The 18,095-nt window shown below is 68.7% G+C and carries 19 protein-coding genes; 9 read left to right on the forward strand and 10 right to left on the reverse strand.

From position 1 onward, the window contains the following. Positions 1–29 precede the first annotated feature (29 nt). Positions 30–1,025 (forward strand): sigma-70 family RNA polymerase sigma factor, encoded by a 996-nt coding sequence (locus AB0M15_RS14485; RefSeq protein ID WP_363817835.1) that lies wholly within the window; start codon positions 30–32, stop codon positions 1,023–1,025. Here AB0M15_RS14485 and AB0M15_RS14490 read toward each other — a convergent pair. Genes AB0M15_RS14490 through AB0M15_RS14500 form a run of 3 tightly spaced genes read right to left on the reverse strand, consistent with a single transcriptional unit; the run spans position 981 to position 2,651 of the window. After that, positions 981–1,607: a lysoplasmalogenase gene (locus tag AB0M15_RS14490; protein ID WP_363817837.1), complete on the reverse strand. Its 627-nt coding sequence runs from the start codon at positions 1,605–1,607 to the stop codon at positions 981–983. The genes AB0M15_RS14485 and AB0M15_RS14490 overlap by 45 nt on opposite strands. A 55-nt stretch (positions 1,608–1,662) precedes the next feature. Continuing rightward, on the reverse strand, positions 1,663–2,073 hold the full coding sequence (locus tag AB0M15_RS14495) for a ferritin-like domain-containing protein (RefSeq protein ID WP_363817840.1): 411 nt from the start codon (positions 2,071–2,073) through the stop codon (positions 1,663–1,665). Beyond that, a complete protein-coding gene (locus AB0M15_RS14500; RefSeq protein ID WP_363817842.1) occupies positions 2,070–2,651 on the reverse strand; it encodes a cell division protein FtsK in 582 nt (193 codons plus the stop codon). The genes AB0M15_RS14495 and AB0M15_RS14500 overlap by 4 nt, the downstream gene beginning before the upstream one ends. A gap of 146 nt (positions 2,652–2,797) precedes the next feature. Between AB0M15_RS14500 and rimP the strand changes: the two genes are divergently transcribed. From rimP to AB0M15_RS14535, 7 genes are all read left to right on the forward strand, one after another. Then, positions 2,798–3,319 (forward strand): ribosome maturation factor RimP, encoded by a 522-nt coding sequence (gene rimP / locus AB0M15_RS14505; RefSeq protein WP_363817844.1) that lies wholly within the window; start codon positions 2,798–2,800, stop codon positions 3,317–3,319. Then, positions 3,319–4,311, forward strand: a complete 993-nt coding sequence (gene nusA / locus AB0M15_RS14510; RefSeq protein WP_363817846.1) for a transcription termination factor NusA — start codon at positions 3,319–3,321, stop codon at positions 4,309–4,311. Before rimP ends, nusA begins: the two co-directional genes overlap by 1 nt. 96 nt (positions 4,312–4,407) lie before the next feature. Next, positions 4,408–4,632, forward strand: coding sequence for a YlxR family protein (locus AB0M15_RS14515; protein ID WP_363818444.1), 225 nt, complete (start codon positions 4,408–4,410; stop codon positions 4,630–4,632). A gap of 178 nt (positions 4,633–4,810) precedes the next feature. After that, positions 4,811–8,059, forward strand: a complete 3,249-nt coding sequence (gene infB, locus AB0M15_RS14520) for a translation initiation factor IF-2 (RefSeq protein WP_363817849.1) — start codon at positions 4,811–4,813, stop codon at positions 8,057–8,059. 96 nt (positions 8,060–8,155) lie between these two features. Beyond that, positions 8,156–8,593, forward strand: a complete 438-nt coding sequence (gene rbfA, locus AB0M15_RS14525; RefSeq protein ID WP_328322645.1) for a 30S ribosome-binding factor RbfA — start codon at positions 8,156–8,158, stop codon at positions 8,591–8,593. Next, positions 8,574–9,557 (forward strand): tRNA pseudouridine(55) synthase TruB, encoded by a 984-nt coding sequence (gene truB / locus AB0M15_RS14530; RefSeq protein WP_363817851.1) that lies wholly within the window; start codon positions 8,574–8,576, stop codon positions 9,555–9,557. The genes rbfA and truB overlap by 20 nt, the downstream gene beginning before the upstream one ends. Positions 9,558–10,024: 467 nt before the next feature. Continuing rightward, the gene (locus tag AB0M15_RS14535; RefSeq protein WP_363817855.1) at positions 10,025–10,276 is read left to right on the forward strand and encodes a hypothetical protein; all 252 of its coding nucleotides are present in this window, start codon (positions 10,025–10,027) and stop codon (positions 10,274–10,276) included. Positions 10,277–10,587: 311 nt separating this feature from the next. Here the strand turns inward: AB0M15_RS14535 and AB0M15_RS14540 are convergent, their stop codons facing one another. Continuing rightward, positions 10,588–11,148 (reverse strand): hypothetical protein, encoded by a 561-nt coding sequence (locus AB0M15_RS14540; protein WP_363817858.1) that lies wholly within the window; start codon positions 11,146–11,148, stop codon positions 10,588–10,590. Between the two features lie 82 nt (positions 11,149–11,230). Here AB0M15_RS14540 and AB0M15_RS14545 point away from each other — a divergent pair, with 82 nt between their 5' ends. After that, entirely contained in the window at positions 11,231–12,175 is a 945-nt protein-coding gene (locus AB0M15_RS14545) for a pyridoxal-phosphate dependent enzyme (protein WP_363817861.1), read from the forward strand. On the opposite strand, the gene AB0M15_RS14550 is transcribed toward AB0M15_RS14545, so the two are convergent. Genes AB0M15_RS14550 through AB0M15_RS14575 form a run of 6 tightly spaced genes read right to left on the reverse strand, consistent with a single transcriptional unit; the run spans position 12,172 to position 18,055 of the window. Beyond that, the gene (locus tag AB0M15_RS14550) at positions 12,172–12,471 is read right to left on the reverse strand and encodes a hypothetical protein (RefSeq protein WP_363817863.1); all 300 of its coding nucleotides are present in this window, start codon (positions 12,469–12,471) and stop codon (positions 12,172–12,174) included. The genes AB0M15_RS14545 and AB0M15_RS14550 overlap by 4 nt on opposite strands. A gap of 28 nt (positions 12,472–12,499) precedes the next feature. Next, positions 12,500–13,582, reverse strand: coding sequence for a serine hydrolase domain-containing protein (locus AB0M15_RS14555; RefSeq protein ID WP_363817865.1), 1,083 nt, complete (start codon positions 13,580–13,582; stop codon positions 12,500–12,502). 31 nt (positions 13,583–13,613) lie between these two features. Continuing rightward, positions 13,614–15,023 (reverse strand): hypothetical protein, encoded by a 1,410-nt coding sequence (locus tag AB0M15_RS14560; protein ID WP_363817867.1) that lies wholly within the window; start codon positions 15,021–15,023, stop codon positions 13,614–13,616. A gap of 9 nt (positions 15,024–15,032) precedes the next feature. After that, positions 15,033–16,958 (reverse strand): potassium transporter Kup, encoded by a 1,926-nt coding sequence (locus AB0M15_RS14565; RefSeq protein ID WP_363817869.1) that lies wholly within the window; start codon positions 16,956–16,958, stop codon positions 15,033–15,035. A gap of 45 nt (positions 16,959–17,003) precedes the next feature. Continuing rightward, entirely contained in the window at positions 17,004–17,336 is a 333-nt protein-coding gene (locus AB0M15_RS14570) for an STAS domain-containing protein (RefSeq protein WP_363817871.1), read from the reverse strand. Continuing rightward, on the reverse strand, positions 17,333–18,055 hold the full coding sequence (locus tag AB0M15_RS14575; RefSeq protein WP_363817875.1) for a GAF and ANTAR domain-containing protein: 723 nt from the start codon (positions 18,053–18,055) through the stop codon (positions 17,333–17,335). The genes AB0M15_RS14570 and AB0M15_RS14575 overlap by 4 nt, the downstream gene beginning before the upstream one ends. Positions 18,056–18,095 lie beyond the last annotated feature (40 nt).

Raw genomic sequence — 18,095 nt, forward strand, 5'->3', positions numbered from 1 at the left:
GCCGCGGCCGGTGTCCATACAGTGTGAAGGTGACGCAGGAGCTGATCGGCAGAGCGCGAGCCGGGGACGGTACGGCGTTCCGCGAGCTCACCGAGCCGTACCGCCGGGAGCTGCAGGTCCATTGCTACCGGATGCTCGGCTCGCTCCAAGATGCCGAGGACGCCCTCCAGGACACGCTGCTCGCCGCATGGCGGGGCCTCGAGGGGTACGAGGGACGCGCCTCCCTCCGGACCTGGCTCTACCGGATCGCCACCAACCGCTGTCTCAATGCGCGACGCTCAGCGAGCCGTCGCCCGGCCGAGGAGTGGAACATGCCGTCGGTCGAGCCGCCGACGCCGACGCGGTACGGCGAGGTCGCCTGGCTCGAGCCGTTCCCCGACGCCTTGCTCGACGGAGTGGTTGCCCCTGGCCCGGAGTCGAGCTTCGAGCAGAGCGAGGCGATCTCGCTCGCCTTCGTCGCCGCAGTACAGGCGCTGCCTCCGCGCCAGGTCGCAGTACTGATCCTGCGGGACGTGCTGGGCTTCCGGGCGAGCGAGGTGGCCGGGATGCTCGACACGACGGTCGAGTCGGTCAACAGCGCGCTCAAGCGGGCCCGCTCCGGCCTCCGGCAGCGGCTCCCTGAGCGTGCGGCGGCTCCGGGATCCGACACTGAACGACTGCTGACGGCCAGGTTCGTCGACGCCTACGAGTCGGGGGACGTCGAGGCGCTGGTCGCCTTGTTCACCGACGACGTGTTCGTCTCGATGCCGCCCATTCCACTCGAGTACGACGGCCGGGACGCCGCGGCCCGGCTGTTCGGCGGCATCTTCAGCTCGGGACGCCGGGTCGACCTGGTGCCGACGCGGGCCAACGGTCAGCCGGCCTTTGCGGCGTACCTTCGCGCTGCCACCGGCCACCGGCACGCGGGTGGTCTGTTCGTCCTGACCCTGACCGGCGCGCAGATCTGCGCCTTCACCCGCTTCGACAGCAGCGTGTTCCCGTCATTCGGGCTGCCGCTCTCGCTCCCTGGCGCCGGAGGCGAGTAGGTACTGGCCGGTGGCGTAGGTGGACATCACCAGGGTGCCGCGGCCCGGGAAGTCGCGGCCGGCCAGGCGCATCGCGACCAGGGCGTCGGAGATGAGGAAGAGTGCGCCGCCGAGGCCGCTGCGGCGGTTGTGCCAGCCGGAGGCGACGGCGGTTGCAGTGAGCAACAATGCGTACGCCGCGACGGGGACTCGTTGGGAGCCGAGGTCCTTGGAGAGCAGGGCGATCAGGGCCGCCCACAACGCGCCGTATGCCGCCAGCACCCGCCACGACTTCTCGCCGGGCTTGGTGAGGTACACGGCGAGGTAGCAGGCGTGTGCTGCGGCGAAGGCGGCGATGCCGGCCAACTGCAGGTCGGTCTCCAGCAGCAGGTCGCCGGCCGCCGATGCGAGCAGCGCGGCCTGGATCAGCGGGGGGATGTCCTCCTGCGTCCGCGTCCAGGACAGCAGCAGGGGCATCAACGTCACCTTGCTCGTCTGCTTCAGCAGTTTGATGTCGACGGCAACCGCCGCGACATGGATCGCCGCTGCACCCCAGTACGCCGCCAACCGCCGCCGCCCGTTGGCCAGCTGTCCCAGCTTCATACCGCGGAGTCTCCCGCACGCCGGTGTCGTACGGGCTAACCCTCGGTGACGAGCTTCAGACGGCGCCAGGGAACGCGACGGGCGCGCCGCCCCAATTGAGCTGGGTCGTCGAGGTGGTGATCAGAGTCTGGATCGCGAGCGCACGGACCTGGTCCTGCTCGGCGCCCTCGACCAGGTCGGCGTAGACGGCTGCCAGGCGGCGCTCGATCAGCAGGATCAGGCTGCTGGCGGTCTGTGGTGTCGTCACAGCTAACGGCAGGTCGTACGCCGGTTCCGCGGCAACCGGCTTCTCGCCGGCTGCAGTGAGGAGTGCGGCGAGCTTGTCGCGCTGCCGGCGGTGCTGCTCGTACAGCTCGTCCGCAGCCCGGAACTTGGCTCCGTTCAGCTTGCCGCCGGCGACGCCCACGCCGTACAGGGCGGCGTGCTCACCGGCCAGGGCCGACTGGAGGGCATCGACTTGGCTCACTGGGCGGCCTGCTTCTTCTTGACGGTCAGGGACGTCGCCAGCTGGCTCTCGGCGGCAGCGACCATGGCGAGCAGGCGGGCATTCGGCCCGGACAGCTTCGCCGCGGCGATTGCGTGCGCGACGGACAGCTTCTGCTCCCTCGTGGCCAGGTCTGCCATCGCGGCCTCGGCACCCTTCGGGAGGGCCGCTAGCGGGGGAGCGGTCGCCGGACCGGTCCCCGACAGCTCGTTGAGCTTCGCCAGATGCTGAGCGTGGTACTTCGCAGCGGTGGTGAGCTGGGTGCGGAACGCAGGGTAGAGCTTGCTGGCCGCCGTTAGCCGCTGGGCGACTTGAGCCACCTGTCCGGCCGCCGTGGACATGGCCGCGACCACTGCGGGGTCGGTGCTCGGCGTCGGCTTGCCGTCCGGGCCCTTGGTGCTTTTGGAGTCGCCGCCCGTCGCGGGCTCGCCACCCGGGTCGTCCTTGCACCCTGCGAGCAGGGCCGTAGTACCAGCTGACAAGGCAACCGTCCGCAGCGTGGTCCGTCGGGAGACCAGTACTGCCGACCAGCGAGTGAGGGGCTCAGGATCGTTCGGCATAGGCCGAAACCCTATCCCGAACGGAGGTACGTGCTCGGCCACTTCGGTGGGCCGGATATGGTGGGCTACTGCCCTCGGTCGGATCGCCGGGGCGCACGGCGCTGCAGAACGCGGTGTCACAACTGGAGAGAGAGGCAGGTCTACCTGTGAGCCGAAGGACTGACCACACGGACCCCGAGAGCCTCGAAAACTTCCTGCGGCCGCTCGTCGCCCAGTTCGGTTGCGACCTGGAGGCTGCCGAAGTCACGCCGATCGGCAAGCGCCGGCTCCTGCGGGTGCTGGTCGACCGCGACGGCGGAATCAACCTGGACGACGTCGCCGACGTCACCCGGGCCATCTCGAAGGCGCTCGACGCCGACGAGGTGATGGGCGACGGCGCGTACACGCTGGAGGTGTCCAGCCCCGGCGTCGACCGGCCGCTCACGCTGCCGCGGCACTGGCGGCGCAACGTCACCCGGCTGGTCGAGGTCACCCTGGTGGCCGGCGGCAAGGTGACCGGGCGGATCAAGTCCGCCACCGACGAGGCGGCCGAGCTGGACGTCAAGGGCCGGCCGCGGACGATCGCGTACGGCGACATCACCAAGGCCAAGATCCAGATCGAGTTCAACCGGCCAGCCGGCAACGACGAAGCAGAATCCGCCGCTGACGGCGTGCAAGAGGAGAACTGATGGATATCGACATGGCCGTCCTGCGGTCCCTGGAACGTGAGAAGGACATCGCGTTCGACATCGTGGTCGAGGCGATCGAGCAGGCCCTGCTGGTGGCGTACCACCGGACCGAGGGCGCGCAGCAGCAGGCCCGGGTCGAGCTGGACCGCAAGAGCGGGCACGTCACCGTGCTGGCCAAGGAGCTGGCCGAGGACGGTACGGTCGCCCGCGAGTTCGACGACACGCCGGCCGACTTCGGCCGGATCGCGGCCACCACGGCCAAGCAGGTCATCCTGCAGCGGCTGCGCGACGCCGAGGACGAGGTCCGGTACGGCGAGTTCGCGGGCAAGGAGGGCGACATCCTGTCGGGCATCGTCCAGCAGGGCCGCGACCCGCGCTCGGTGATGATCGACCTCGGCAAGATCGAGGCCGTACTGCCGGCGCCGGAGCAGGTGCCGGGGGAGAAGTACGAGCACGGCTCCCGGCTGCGGGTCTACGTGGTCGGCGTCCGCAAGGGCTTCAAGGGCCCGCAGATCACCGTCTCCCGGACCCACCCGAACCTGGTCAAGAAGCTGTTCGCGCTCGAGGTACCGGAGATCGCCGACGGCACCGTCGAGATCACCGCGATCGCGCGCGAGGCCGGGCACCGGACCAAGATCGCGGTCCGGACGCTAAACCCGTCCGTGAACGGCAAGGGCGCCTGCATCGGCCCGATGGGCCAGCGGGTGCGCAACATCATGCACGAGCTGCACGGCGAGAAGATCGACATCATCGATCACAGCGACGACCCGGCGACGTTCGTCGGGAATGCGCTTTCGCCGGCGCAGGTTTCATCAGTGGAGGTCGTGGACGCCGCGGCACGCGCCGCGCGGGTCGTCGTACCGGACTACCAGCTGTCGCTCGCCATCGGCAAGGAGGGGCAGAACGCCCGCCTCGCGGCCCGGCTCACGGGCTGGCGGATCGACATCAGGCCGGATACGGATGTGACTCGTGAGAACGAGAAGGTAGACTGATCTCTCGGTCGGTCGACTGAGTCGTCACCACACCCTGAGGAACTGAAGATTCACACTGCAGACGCGCGCCCTGAGAAGGTTCAGGAGCGTACCTGTATCGGGTGTCGGAAGCGGGACAGTCCGGCTGATCTGCTGCGGATGACGGTTTCCGGAGGACGTGTCCTCCCGGATCCCGCGCATCGGGCACCCGGCCGCGGGGCGCATCTGCACCCGGTGACCGAGTGTCTCGACCTGGCAGAGCGGCGAAAGGCGTTCCCACGGGCCTTCAAGGTCCAGGGTCCGCTTGATATTTCGCTGGTCCGGGCACAGGTGGAGCAGTAGCAATGAGTTGCAACACAGCGAGCGGCCGCCCGGCCGCCCATGGCGCAAGCCGTGAAGACATGAAGGCGGGTCATCGACTCATGACCACTCGATGAGTGTCGAACGATGAGTGCAATGCGATGAGCATGTACGTCAACTAACGGTCCGCGCCCCCAAGGCTCGGACCAGAGGGAGAGTAGTGGCAAAGGTCCGAGTCTACGAGCTCGCGAAAGAGCTCGGAGTTACCAGCAAGGTCGTCCTGACCAGGCTGAACGACATGGGAGAGTTCGTCCGATCGGCGTCCTCGACGATCGAGGCACCCGTCGTCCGGCGGTTGGCGGAAGAGTTCGAGAAGAACCCGCCGAAGAAGCGCGCGGCCAAGAAGGCCGCCGCCAGCACCTCAGCAGCGCCGCAGGCGACCGCGCCGGTCACCCCGGCCGCGCCGAAGGCGCCGAGCGCTGAGACCAGCGCACCGGCTGCCGAGGCACCGGCCGCTCCGGTCAAGGCTGAGCCCACGGTGGTCGAGACCGCCGCGAGTTCTGCCACGTCCGGCGCAGAGGTCACCGAGTCGGCCACCCCGGCCGCCTCAGCTCCGGCCCCGGCCGCCGCTGAGACCAGCACGTCCGCTCCGGCACCGGCTCCGGCCCGTCCGGCGGGCTCTGCGCCGTCCCCGGCCCGTCCGGGCCCGCGGCCTGGCCCGAAGCCCGGTCCGCGCCAGGAGAGCCCGGCCGCTCCGGCGTTCGAGGCTCCGGCGGCCAAGGCTGCCGAGGCTCCGGCTGCTCCGGCACCGGCTCCGGCTGCTCCGGTAGAGGCTCCGGCCGCACCGGAGACCCCCGCAGTGCAGGCTCCTGCCGCCTCCGCGGCGCCGTCGGCTCCGGCCGGTCAGCGTCCCGGCCCGGCAGCACCGCGTCCGTCGGGCGACCGCCCGGCGCCGCGTCCCGCAGGTCCGGGCGGCAACGCCCCGCGTCCTGGTGCCGCGCCGCGTCCCGGTGGTGCCCCCCGTCCGGGTGGCGCCCCGCGTCCGGGAGCTCCCGGTGGCGACCGTGGTGGCCGTCCGGGTGCACCGCGTCCGGGCAACAACCCCTTCAGCTCGACCCAGGGCATGCAGCGCGGTGGCGCGCGTCCGGGTCCGGGTGGCGCTCCGGCGGCCCCGGCCCAAGGTGGTAGCCCGGCGGGTATGCCGCCGCGGCCGCCGCAGGCCCGTACTGGCGGTTCCGACCGTCCGCGCCCCTCGGGTGGCGTACCGGGCGCTCCGCGTCCGAACCCGGCGATGATGCCGAAGTCCTCAGCCGGTACCTTCACCGGCCGTCCGTCGGGCCCCGGCGGCGGTTCGGGTGGTCCTGGTGGCGGCGGTGGCGGCCGTGGCCGTCCCGGCGGCGGTTCCGGTGGTCCCGGTGCCGGTGCCGGCGCGCGTCCCGGTGGCGGCGGTGGCGGTGGCTTCCGTCCGGGTGGTGGCCCCAGCGGTCCCCCCGGTGGTGGCGGTGGCGGTCGTCCCGGCCCGGGCAACCGTGGCCGTGGCGGAACGCAGGGTGCCTTCGGGCGTCCGGGCGGTCCGGCCCGTCGTGGTCGCAAGTCCAAGCGCGCCAAGCGCCAGGAATTCGACAACATGCAGGCTCCGGCCGTCGGCGGCGTGCGCGTCAAGCACGGTGACGGCGAGGTCGTTCGCCTCGCCCGTGGTTCCTCGCTGACGGACTTCGCCGAGAAGGTCGGCGTCGACCCGGCATCGCTGGTCCAGGTGCTGTTCGCCCTGGGCGAGATGGTGACCGCGACCCAGTCGGTCAACGAGGAGACCCTCGAGCTGCTCGGCACCGAGCTGAACTACGACGTTCAGGTCGTCTCACCGGAAGACGAGGACCGCGAGCTGCTGGAGTCGTTCGACATCGACTTCGGCTCCGACGAGGGCGACGACACCAACCTGGCGGCCCGTCCGCCGGTCGTCACCGTGATGGGTCACGTCGACCACGGTAAGACCAAGCTGCTGGACGCGATCCGGCACGCGAACGTCGTGGCCGGCGAGGCCGGTGGCATCACCCAGCACATCGGTGCGTACCAGGTGACGACCGAGGTGGACGGCAAGGAACGCGCCATCACCTTCGTCGACACCCCGGGTCACGAGGCGTTCACCGCCATGCGTGCTCGTGGTGCGCAGGCCACCGACATCGTCATCCTGGTGGTCGCGGCCGACGACGGCGTGATGCCGCAGACGATCGAGGCGCTGAACCACGCCCGCGCGGCCGGTGTGCCGATCGTGGTCGCGGTCAACAAGATCGACGTCCCGGCGGCCGACCCGGTCAAGGTCCGCGGTCAGCTCACGGAGTACGGGCTGGTTCCCGAGGAGTACGGCGGCGACACCATGTTCGTCGACGTCTCGGCGAAGTCGCGGATCAACATCGACGGCCTGCTCGAGGGCGTCGTCCTGACCGCCGACGCTGCGCTGGATCTCCGGGCCAACCCGGACATGCCGGCCCAAGGTCTCGCGATCGAGGCGCACCTGGACAAGGGACGTGGACCGGTCGCGACCGTGCTGGTCCAGCGCGGAACGCTGCGGGTCGGCGACTCGATGGTCGCGGGTCCGGCGTACGGCCGGGTCCGGGCGATGCTCGACGAGCACGGCAACTCGGTCGAGGAGGCCCTGCCGTCACGGCCGGTGCTCGTCCTCGGTCTGACCGCCGTGCCCGGTGCCGGTGACAAGTTCCTCGTGGTGGAGGACGACCGGATGGCCCGGCAGATCGCTGAGAAGCGGGAAGCCCGGGCTCGTGCGGCGGCCAACGCCAAGCGGCGCGCACGTCGTACCCTCGAGGACTTCATGGCCTCGATGGAGAAGGGGCAGACGCAGGAACTGCTGCTCATCCTCAAGGGCGACGGCTCCGGTTCGGTCGAGGCGCTGGAAGACGCGCTGGTCCGGATCGAGGTCAGCGACGAGGTCTCGCTGCGCGTCATCGACCGTGGTGTCGGTGCGATCAACGAGAACGACGTCAACCTGGCCATCGCGTCCGACGCCGTCATCATCGGCTTCAACGTGCGGCCGGCCGGCAAGGCCGGGGATCTGGCCGAGCGTGAAGGCGTGGACATCCGGTTCTACTCGGTCATCTACGCCGCGATCGACGACATCGAGGCGGCCCTGAAGGGCATGCTGAAGCCGATCTACGAGGAAGTCACTCTGGGTCAGGCGGAGATCCGCGAGATCTTCAAGTCGTCGAAGGTCGGAAACATCGCCGGATGTTGGGTCACGAACGGCCTGATCAGGCGCAACGCCAAGATCAGGCTGATCCGCGACGGCGCGGTCATCGTCGAGAACGGCGAGCTGTCCTCGCTCAAGCGGTTCAAGGACGACGCGTCCGAGGTCCGCGAGGGCTTCGAGTGTGGTCTGACCGTGCAGAACTACAACGACATCCGGATCGGCGATGTCGTCGAGGCGTTCGAGCTGCGCGAGAAGGCCCGCAGCTAGTACGCAGCAATGCCCTAGTAACGTCCGGAGTGACGGTTTCTTCTTCCGTCGCTCCGGACGTTACGCATGACGTGGACACAGAGGGAGTGAGCCCTGATGGGTGAAGCAAGGGCGAAGCAGCTGGCCGACCGGATCCAGGTCCTGGTCGCGGAGCTGCTGGAGCGCCGGGTCAAGGACCCGCGACTCGGCTTCGTCACCGTGACGGACGCGAAGCTGACCGCCGATCTGGGCGAGGCGAGCGTCTTCTACACGGTGTACGGCGGCGAGCAGGACCGCGTGTCCACCGCCGCCGCGCTCGAGTCGGCTCGTGGGCTGATCCGCAGCGAGGTCGGCAAGGCACTCGGCCTGCGACGGGCTCCGAGCCTGGCGTTCTACCTGGACGCCGTACCGGAGACCGCTGGTCAGATCGAGGAGTTGCTGGCAAAGGCTCGGCAGGCCGACGCCGAGGTGGCCAAGGCTGCCGCCGGCGCCAAGCCGGCCGGCGATGCCGACCCGTACAAGCACCGCGAGGACGATGACTCCGACGACGAGTGACGCCGTGGACGCGCCTGCCTCCTCTCCGGGGGATGCAGGCGCGTCTGCTGCGTCCAGCACTCCTGTTCCGTTCGATGCGTCCGTTGCCGACGGCATCGTCATCGTCGACAAGCCGGCGGGGCTGACCTCTCATACGGTGGTCGCTCGGGTACGGCGGCTCGCGGGGACTCGCAAGGTGGGTCACGCGGGGACGCTGGATCCGATGGCCACCGGCGTACTGGTGGTCGGACTGAACCGGGCCACGCGGCTGCTGGGACACCTCCAGCTGGCTGACAAGTCGTACGACGCGACGATCCTGCTCGGCGCGACGTCCTCCACGGACGACGCCGAGGGGGAGATTGAGGTTGCAGCTTCTCCGGAGGCGTTGGCCGCGGTGACTCCTTCGGCGATCGACGCGGCCGTGGCGGCATACCGCGGGCCGATCTCGCAGATCCCTTCGAAGGTGTCGGCGATCAAGGTCGACGGCAAGCGTGCGTACGAGCGGGTCCGGGCCGGCGAAGAGGTCGAGCTCAAGGCCCGGAATGTGACGATCAGCCGGTACGACGTACTCGACGTTCGAACCGTTGCCGGCGGCATCGAAGTCGACATCTCGGTCGACTGCTCGAGCGGCACTTACATCCGCGCCTTGGCGCGTGACCTGGGTGCTGATCTTGGTGTTGGCGGACATCTCACGATGCTCCGTCGTACCCGGGTGGGCGCCTTCGATATGTCGTCTGCGCACACGCTGGAAGAGCTGGGGGAGTCGTTCGCCATGCTCCCCATCGCCGACGTAGCCGCCGACACGTTCCCCCGCTTCGACGCGGACGCCGAGCAGGCTGCTGCCATCCGCACTGGGCGGCCGCTACCCGGGCTCAAGCTCACGGCAGGCACCCAAACCGCCATGTTCGCGCCCGACGGCACCTTCCTGGCTCTGTACGAACCCAGCGGCCCCCTAGCCAAACCCACCGCTGTCTTCGTCAGCTAGTACTTCCTCCCCACGCGTCCTGCTTCGTTCGCTGCGCTGGTCGCTCCCGCCCGCCCCCGTTGGTGCGCGGGCTCCTTCGTCGCCCGCTTGGGTGACTGCGATCGTGTCGCGAGGACTCGTCCTCGGTCGGGCTGCCGTGTGGGGCATCATCCCGCGCCCTGCTCTGGTTGCTAGGCGCCCCGCCCCGCCCCCGCGCCGCTGCTCTGATCGCCGTCACCCACCTGGTGACGGCAGTACGCGTCAGGCCCACCAAGGTGCACCGACATTGCGCTGTGCCCGATCGGGTAGAAGTCGGCCGAGGGTAGGTGGAATCGCCCTAATCTTTGAGGGGTGAAGCCTTGGCTGGTGGGTGGGGTGTTGGTGCTGGCGTGGGCCGGGTTTGTCGTTCACAACTTCGCTGATCTTCCGGGGCAGACGTTCGTCAGTCCGGAAACGTTGTTGCCGTCGCTGGGGTTCGCGGGATCGCGGTGCTCTGGCTGACGGGTGCGCGGCAAGCGGCCGCCTGGGCTTCGCTGTTCTGGGGTGGGCTGCATCTGGTCGGTGGGGCGATCGTGAGCGTGCTGCCGCTGCCGATTCTCCCGTTCGATCCCGAGCAGTCGCTGCGGCATTACCTCTTCCACGTGCTGTACGGCGTTGCGCAGGTGCCGCTGCTCGTCGTCGCGTGGAACAGCAGACGCGTGTCTACGGATGGATTGCGGGTACTCGAGGACAGGAAGTAGTGGACGCCGGTTAGGGCACCTTGAGCGCAAGGAGTGGGCGGGAGCGGCTGCGTAAGGAGCGCAGCGAGCAGAGTAGGACGCGTGGGGATCACCCGACCACGGCAGACGCGTGGGGACACACCTAACCCACAGCAGCCCCACGCAAGACGCCAACCTCGCAACACGACCGCTGTCACCCCAGCGGGCGACGAAGGAGCCTGCGCACCCGGGGTGGGCGGGAGCGGTCAGCGTAGGGAGCGCAGCGAGCGGAGCAGGACGCGTGGGGATCACCCCACCACAGTTGACGTTGACTCTTACGCGCGGAACCGGCGTTACTCTCCCTTGGCGCCAGCTTCGAATGGAGACGAGGTGGCGGTGCGCTTGATTCGGAGCTGGGCGTCGACTGCGGCTTTGTGGTGCCAGCGGGTGCGTTGCCAGCGTTGGAGTAGTGAGCGGCGGCGGCGGGTGTCCAGGTCTTGGGTCATTGCTGTTCGGAGGGCGCTGGTGGTTTGCATGAGGTCTGTGTAGGCAGTTGCGGTCAGCGGACCGGTTGCGTCGGGCGACCTCTGGAGTAGGGCGTCGAGTAATTCCTGGACGTCGCCGTAGCGGGCTCGGGCTGACTCCGACATGAAGAGGCCGCCCTTCGAGTAGTACCAGGTGCGGTACGACTCGTGGAGTTGCTGGAGCTGGCTGCGGGTCGGTTGGGTGCGGGGCCAGCGGGGGACGGCGCCGGTTGCCTTCCAGAGTTCTGGGTAGGCCGCGAGCCGTTGGTCGCGGAGGTTCTCGTCGATACCGGCGCGGGTGGAGATCCAGCTGTTGACGAGGGCGATCACCCCGGCGGTCAGCAAGGCGAGGACCCCGGTTACCACGGCGCGCGTCAGCTCGGTCGACATCTGTCGCAGTTTGAACCCGCTTCTCCCGATCAACAAGAGCTAGCGTGGGCTGCTTGATCGGGACACTGACGGGGAGGTTGCCGTGCGGTTGGAGCTGGCGCGCATTCTGGCTGCTAGGGAGCAGATCGATCCGGTGTTCCGGGAGACGCCGCAGTACGAATGTGGACCGCTCGGAGACGTGCTCGGGTGCCGGGTGGTGCTGAAGGTGGAGACGCTGAATCCGGTTCGTTGCTTCAAGGGGCGTGGGACGGAGACTGTTCTGAGCAGGCTGCCTGAAACCGGCGCTGTTGTTTGTGCGAGTGCGGGGAATCTTGGGCAGGCGCTGGCCTACAGCGGGCGGCGGCGGGGGATCGGGGTGACGGTGGTCGCGTCGGTGGCGGCCAATCCGTTGAAGATCGAGCGGATGAAGGTGCTGGGGGCCGACGTGATGCTGGTGGATGGGGAGATCGAGGCAGCGCTGGAGACCGCCGAGCGGTTTGCGGCTGAGACGGGTGCGTTCTTGGTCGAGGACAGCAAGGACGTCGGTACCTGCGAAGGGGCGGCGACGATCGGGGTCGAGCTGTCGGAGCTACCCGTTGAGCTCGACGCGGTGCTGATCTCGCTCGGCGCGGGCGCGATGGCGTCCGGGGTGGGGTTTGCGGTGAAGAGTCTGTGCAAGGGGACCGAGGTGATCTGCGTTCAGCCGGAGCAGGCGCCGGCGATGACGTTGGCGCTGAGGGCCGGTCGGCCGGTCGAGGTCGGGGCTCCCGACACTATCGCCGACGGTGTCGCAGGGAGGTACGTGATCCCGGAGGTACTCGAGGATCTGGCCAAGGTTGCGGACGATGCGGTCCTGGTGACGGAGGCCGGCATCGTCGAAGCGATGCGTCTCATCCACACGCATGCAGGGCTGGTGGTCGAACCGGCCGCGGCGCTGGGCATCGCCTCGATCCTGGAGAGCAACGGCCGGTACGCCGGGAAGACCGTCGCCACCATCCTCTGCGGAAGCAACGTCACCCCCGCGGACTTCAACCGCTGGATCGCCTAGGAGACGTCCGGGCGGGTCATCAGCGGGGAGCGCAGGTGTAGCTCCAGGTTGGAAGTCGTCAGGGGCACGGTGCTCCACGTTGCCACCGCTGTTCCCGCGTTGATCACCAGCCGCACGCGATGCGGGGTGGTGATGACGAAGAGATCGGCGACGAAGGTGTCGTCCTGCCAGGCGGCGCTCGCGACGACCGGGCGGCCGGGTGGAGGGCTCTCGCGCCAGTCGCCGTGGCCTACCGAGATCTTGAGCGATGGGCCCAGTTGCAGGAGCCAGCCGGCGGCGACCGGCTCGACAGCCACGGTGGTCCCAGTGGGCAGAGCGGCGTTGTCAGCGGAGGCGTCGATCGTCGCGCGCGCCGAGCGAGACGGGTGCGCTGAGCCGGGTACGGGGGTGAAGGACAGTTGTCGCAGGCGATCCGCGAGCAGTTCGTCGTCCTGAGCGCTGTCCGGGTTGTCCAGGGCCGGTAGGAGGCAGTCCCAGAAGAGGCCGGGCAGGACGTCTGTTGGGTCGACGGCGCCGGTGAGGACGATGACGAGTTCGTGGGACGGTACGACCACGCAGTACTGACCGTAGGCGCCGCCCGTGGTACCCGTGGCGCGAGATCCAGAACTGGTAGCCGTACCCGCGAAGGAAGTCCGGATTCTCAGACCAGTTGGGGAGCGGCAGGGTCTCGATCTGCGGGCTGGTCGCGAGGTCGAGCCATTCGCGCGGGACAAGCTGGCGGTCGCCCCAAACCCCGCCGCGGAGCAGCAGTTCGCCGAAAGCAGCGACAGCCTCGGTCGTGAGGTGGAGACCGTGGAAGCCGAAGGCGGCACCGCTCGCCACCCGGTCCCACTCGGCGCCCTCGATCCCCATCGGCTGGAACAACCGCTCGTCGAGAAACTCCGGCAAGCTCCGTCCGGTGACCCGCTCGACCATCCGGGCGAGGATGTAGGTGGTCGAGTTGTCGTAGGTGTGCCGGGTTCCCTCAGCGTTGGCGAAGGGCACACGCAGGAAGCCCCTCACCAGGTCGCCGGGCTCCAGTCGCCAAGCCTCATCAAGACTGTCCGGGTCATGCCCCGCCGTCATGGACAGCAGGTGATGCACGGTGATGCGGCGCCCCTGGGCCGAGACATCGGCCGGTACGTGGTCCGGCAGCACGTCCACCACCCGGTCGTCCAGCGACAGCAGCCCGTCGGCGATCGTCAGCCCGACGGCGACCGACGTGAACGACTTGGTCAGCGAGTAGAGCAGGTGGACGCGCTCCGCGGAGTACGGCGTCCACCAGCCCTCCACGACCACGTGACCGCGATGCACAACCATGAGCGAGTGGCACTCGACGGATCGCGCTTCGAGCTGGTCCAGCAGCGCGCCGACCGCCCGGGACGACATTCCTGACGCGGCCGGCGTCGACCTGGGCAGTAGGGGCATCCGGGCACGCTAACAACTCCGCCCGCCGGAGTCACCGGGATATCAGCGGCTGTTGCGCCGGCGGAACAGCTTCTTCAGGCCTTGAGTGGATTGGAAAAGCAGGGGCCACGCCGCAGACGGCGATGAGGATGGTCTGGTTGTGGTGGGCGGGTATTCCGGTGCGATGAGGGAGACTTCCTTCGCATCCAACGCCGCGAGCTGTCGGTCCGACGGAGCCAGGGTTGTCGCAGGGCATGGCGGTTGCTTCGGCCAACTGCGTGCGCCCGCAACAGCTTTCGTCTAGCGGGCGACGCAGGAGCCCGCGTTCAGGGCGGGTGGGAGCCTGGCGCTGAGTGAGCGAGGGACGAGCGAGCGGGGTGGCAGGCGTGGGGAGAACGCCTGCCGCCGGATGGCCGTGGGTTGGTTGGCAGGCGTAGAGGATGGGCTGGAGGGTGCCGGTGCTGACGTCGTAGCCGGCCGCCGTCCATTGGGTGTTGCGCTCGAAGATATGGGTGAGCATGGTGCCGCCGGGGAAGGTGAGTTTGGTGCCGTTGGCGCGGATGATGATCGACGGGTAGTCGCCGTTCGCGCCCCACATGCCTTCGGTGACGACGTCGTGAGACGTGTTGAGATCGATGACGCCCCGCTCGACTCGGGTGACCCCAGGGTTCCGGGTGTTCCAGATCAGCCCGGTGGTGCCGTCGGAGGCGTACTGCTGGCCGCCGATCGACGTGCCTTCGATGTCGCGGGCCCAGACGTCGCCCTCGTCCGCGCCGGGCAGTGCGGTCGGTTGGGTGTTCCAGTTCTTCCACAGGTAGCTAGTCGCCCCGAACCCACCGTCAGGGACGACCCGCCCCACGATCAGACCCTCGTCCGAGATGTCGTCGAGGTACTCGACGGTGGCGCCGGCCGGAGTCGGGAGCAGCCGCGGCTGACGGCCCGCCGGCCAGACGAAGGCGACGTGCTTGCCGAGCGCCTCGTCCCAGCTGAGGCCGACGATGTCCTGGCGGGCGTTCATCCCGTGGAAGGTCGGGAACTTCAGGCTGGCAGGGATATCGAGGATCCGGTACGAGTCGGTCTTGGCCGAGTAGATCCAGTACTCGTCCTTGTCACTGCCATAGGTGGTACCGAGCACCAGCCCACCGTTGATCACCGAGTAGCCGAACGACTCGGCACCGGCCAGCGAAGTGCCGAGCCAGCGCGGTACGCCGTCCACCCAGAGCACTGCTTGCGGATGCTGGTGTCCGTCGCGGTTGGCCTCGCCGAGGACGTATCGGCCGGACGGGTCCGCGGTGGTGGCCTGGCTCGATCCGGGCAGCGAGTCGGCCGGTAGGTTGAGTACGGTTTTGACGCAGTTCGCCCGTCCTGCTTGGGTTTCCGGGCCGGCGGCGAAGGCCTGTGTGGCCCGTACCGTCGTCCGGACCGAAGTTCGGTCCGGACGACCTTTTGCAGCAACGTGCAAAAGCGGAACTCAGACGTCGATGCGGGAGCCCATGATGACGACGCGATCGCGCGGCAGGCTGAAGTACTCGGCGGCGTCGGCGGTGATGCCGGAGGTGGCGATGAAGAGCCGCTTGCGCCAGCGCGTCATCCCCGGCGCGTCGCCGAGACCCAGTTCGATCGTCGACAGGAAGTACGAGGTGTCTTCGAGATCGGCCGACATCTCGGGGCTCTTCTCGGCCGCCAGGCGCAGTACCGCGGGGACGTCCGGCGTCTGCATGTAGCCGAAGCGGGCGGCGACGTGGATGATCCCGTCGTCGAGGTGACCGAGGTCGTCGACGGTGATGCTGTCGGCGACGTCGACGTGCGGGACCGGGTCCGTCTCGATCGACAGGATGAGGACGTGCTGGTGCAGGATGTGGTTGTGCTCGACGTTGGCGCGCATCGCGAGCGGCACGCTGGTCTTGCTGCGGTTCAGGAAGACGGCGGTACCAGGCACCCGCTGGAGTGGCGGCGAGGACTCGTGCAGCTGGTCGATGAACTCGCGCAGCGGCCCCTCCCGCTCCTCGCGTCGTTTCGTCACGATCACCCGGCCGCGTTGCCAGGTGGTCAGCACGGTGAACACCGTGATCGCGATGATCAGCGGCAGCCAGGCGCCGTGGGCGATCTTGGTCAGGTTGGCCGCGAGGAAGAGCAGCTCGACGGTCAGGAAGATCGCGGCGCCGATGATGACGAGCCAGAGCGGCTTCTTCCACTGGCGCCGCACGATGTAGAAGAACAGGATCGAGTTGATCGTGATCGTGCCGGTGACGGCCATACCGAAGGCGAACGCCAGCGCCGCTGAGCTTTCGAACGCGAAGACCAGCGTGAGTACGGAGATCATCAGCGCCCAGTTGACCCACGGCACGTAGATCTGGCCGATCGCCTCCTCGGACGTGTGGGTGATCCGCAGCCGCGGCAGGTAGCCGAGCTGCACCGCCTGGTGGGCGACCGAGAAGGCGCCGGTGATCACCGCTTGCGAGGCGATCACGGTGGCGGCGGTGGCGAGCAGTACCAGCGGCAGCCGCGCCCAGCTCGGTACCAGCAGGAAGAACGGACTGCTGATGTGGCTGGCGTCCGAGAGGATCAGCGCGCCCTGACCGAGGTAGCTCAGGATGCAGGCCGGGAAGACGAGGAAGAGCCAGGCCCGGCTGATCGGTCCACGGCCGAAGTGACCCAGGTCGGCGTACAGCGCCTCGGCGCCGGTGATGGCCAGCACGACGGCGGCCAGCGCGAAGAACGCGATCGAGAAGTGACCGGTCATGAAGCCGATCGCGTACGTCGGCGAGAGCGCCTTCAGGATCTGCGGGTGGTCGACGATGCCGCCGATCCCGGCCACGCCGATCACGGTGAACCAGACGATCATCACCGGCCCGAACGAGCGCCCGATCTTCGCCGTACCGAGCCGCTGGACCGCGAACAGCACCAGGATGATGGTCGCGGTGATCGGCACGACCCAGTCGTCGAATCCGGGCTGGACCACCTTCAGGCCCTCGACCGCCGACAGCACCGAGATGGCCGGTGTGATCATCGAGTCGCCGAAGAACAGTGACGCGCCGAAGATGCCGAGCCCGGCCAGGATGTACTTCGTCCGGTTGCTGCCCGGGACGGCCTTGCCCCGGATCAGCGTGATCAGGGCGAGGATGCCGCCCTCGCCGTCGTTGTCGGCCCGCAGCACCAGCAGCACGTACTTGATCGTGACGATCAGTGTCACCGACCAGAAGATCAGCGAGATGATCCCGAACACGTTGTCGGTCGTCACCGGCACCGGGTGCGGGTCACTGGGGTTGAAGACCGTCTGGATCGTATAGATCGGACTGGTCCCGATATCGCCGAACACGACCCCCAGCGCGCCCACCATCAGAGCCGCCTTCGCGATCGTCCGGCTACCGCCCGCGGCCTTCTCCGTCTCAGTCACGGGGGAATTCAACCACCCGGAGGGGCGGATCCAGTGGCAGAGGGCTCAGAGCGCCGGTACGTCGGCGCGGATCACCAGCAGGCGGTGGAGCATGGTCAGCTCGATCGTCGACTGGAGTTGAGGGCGGAGGCGGGCCAGGCAGAGGCTGCCGCCGGCGTCCTCGGCGAGTTTGTGGAGTCTGACGAGGGCGCCTAGGCCGCTCGAGTCGCAGAACATCAGGTCCGCCAGGTCGAGGATGACGGCGCGGCCGGCTTCGGCCAGCGGCTGGGCTTCGGCGAGAAACCGGGCGGTGGTGCCGAAGTCGAGTTCGCCGGAGACCGTGATCACGACGTCCGAGCCGCGATCCAGGACCTCCAGCGAGAGCAGGTCGTCAGTCACCGGACGACGCCACGCAGCGTGCGGGTGTCGACCAGTTCCTGGGCGACGTCGCGGAGCTTGACGTTGTTCTGCTGGGAGTAGCGCTTGAGGATCTCGAAGGCGCCGGCGTCGTCGAGGTCGAAGCGCTCCATCAGGATGCCCATCGCCTGGCCGACCAGCTTGCGCGCGTCGACGGCGGCGGCCATCGTCTCGCTGTCCCGGGTCGAAGCGACGGCGATCGAGGCGTGCCGGGCCAGGATGTGCGCGATCGCCTCGTCGTCGACGGAGAACGCGTGCGGCTCGGTGTTGAACAGGGAGAGTACGCCGATCAGCTGTTCGCCTGACCACATTGGCACATGCAGCGCCGACCCGATCCCGTACTGCGTGAACCGGTCCGACAAGGCCGGCCAGCGTGTCTCGGTGGCCGTGTCGGGGACGTGGACCGTGACGCCTTGGTTGACTGCGGTGAGCAACGGCCCGTCACCGAGCTCGGACTGGGCCTCGTAGATCGCGGTGACCACCGGGTCGGTCACCGCGGCGATCTCCCGGCTGCCCCGGACGGTGAGCGTGACGCCGGCGTACGAGCACGCCTCGGCCTGGAGCGCGAACTGGACGACCGACTCGACCGTTTCGGTCATCCCATGCGCGTCGTGCAGCTCGACCGCGAGACGGGCGAAGGCATCCGCTCCGAATGCCTCCTGCAGGTCTCCGGGATCGGAGAGCCGGGCGTACTGATCCATGGCGCAATCATGCACCGCCCCACCCCCAACCCAGCCGTGT

Origin of the sequence: Kribbella sp. NPDC051718 (genome assembly GCF_040681515.1) — a bacterium.
In the GTDB taxonomy this organism is placed as follows: Bacteria; Actinomycetota; Actinomycetes; order Propionibacteriales; family Kribbellaceae; genus Kribbella.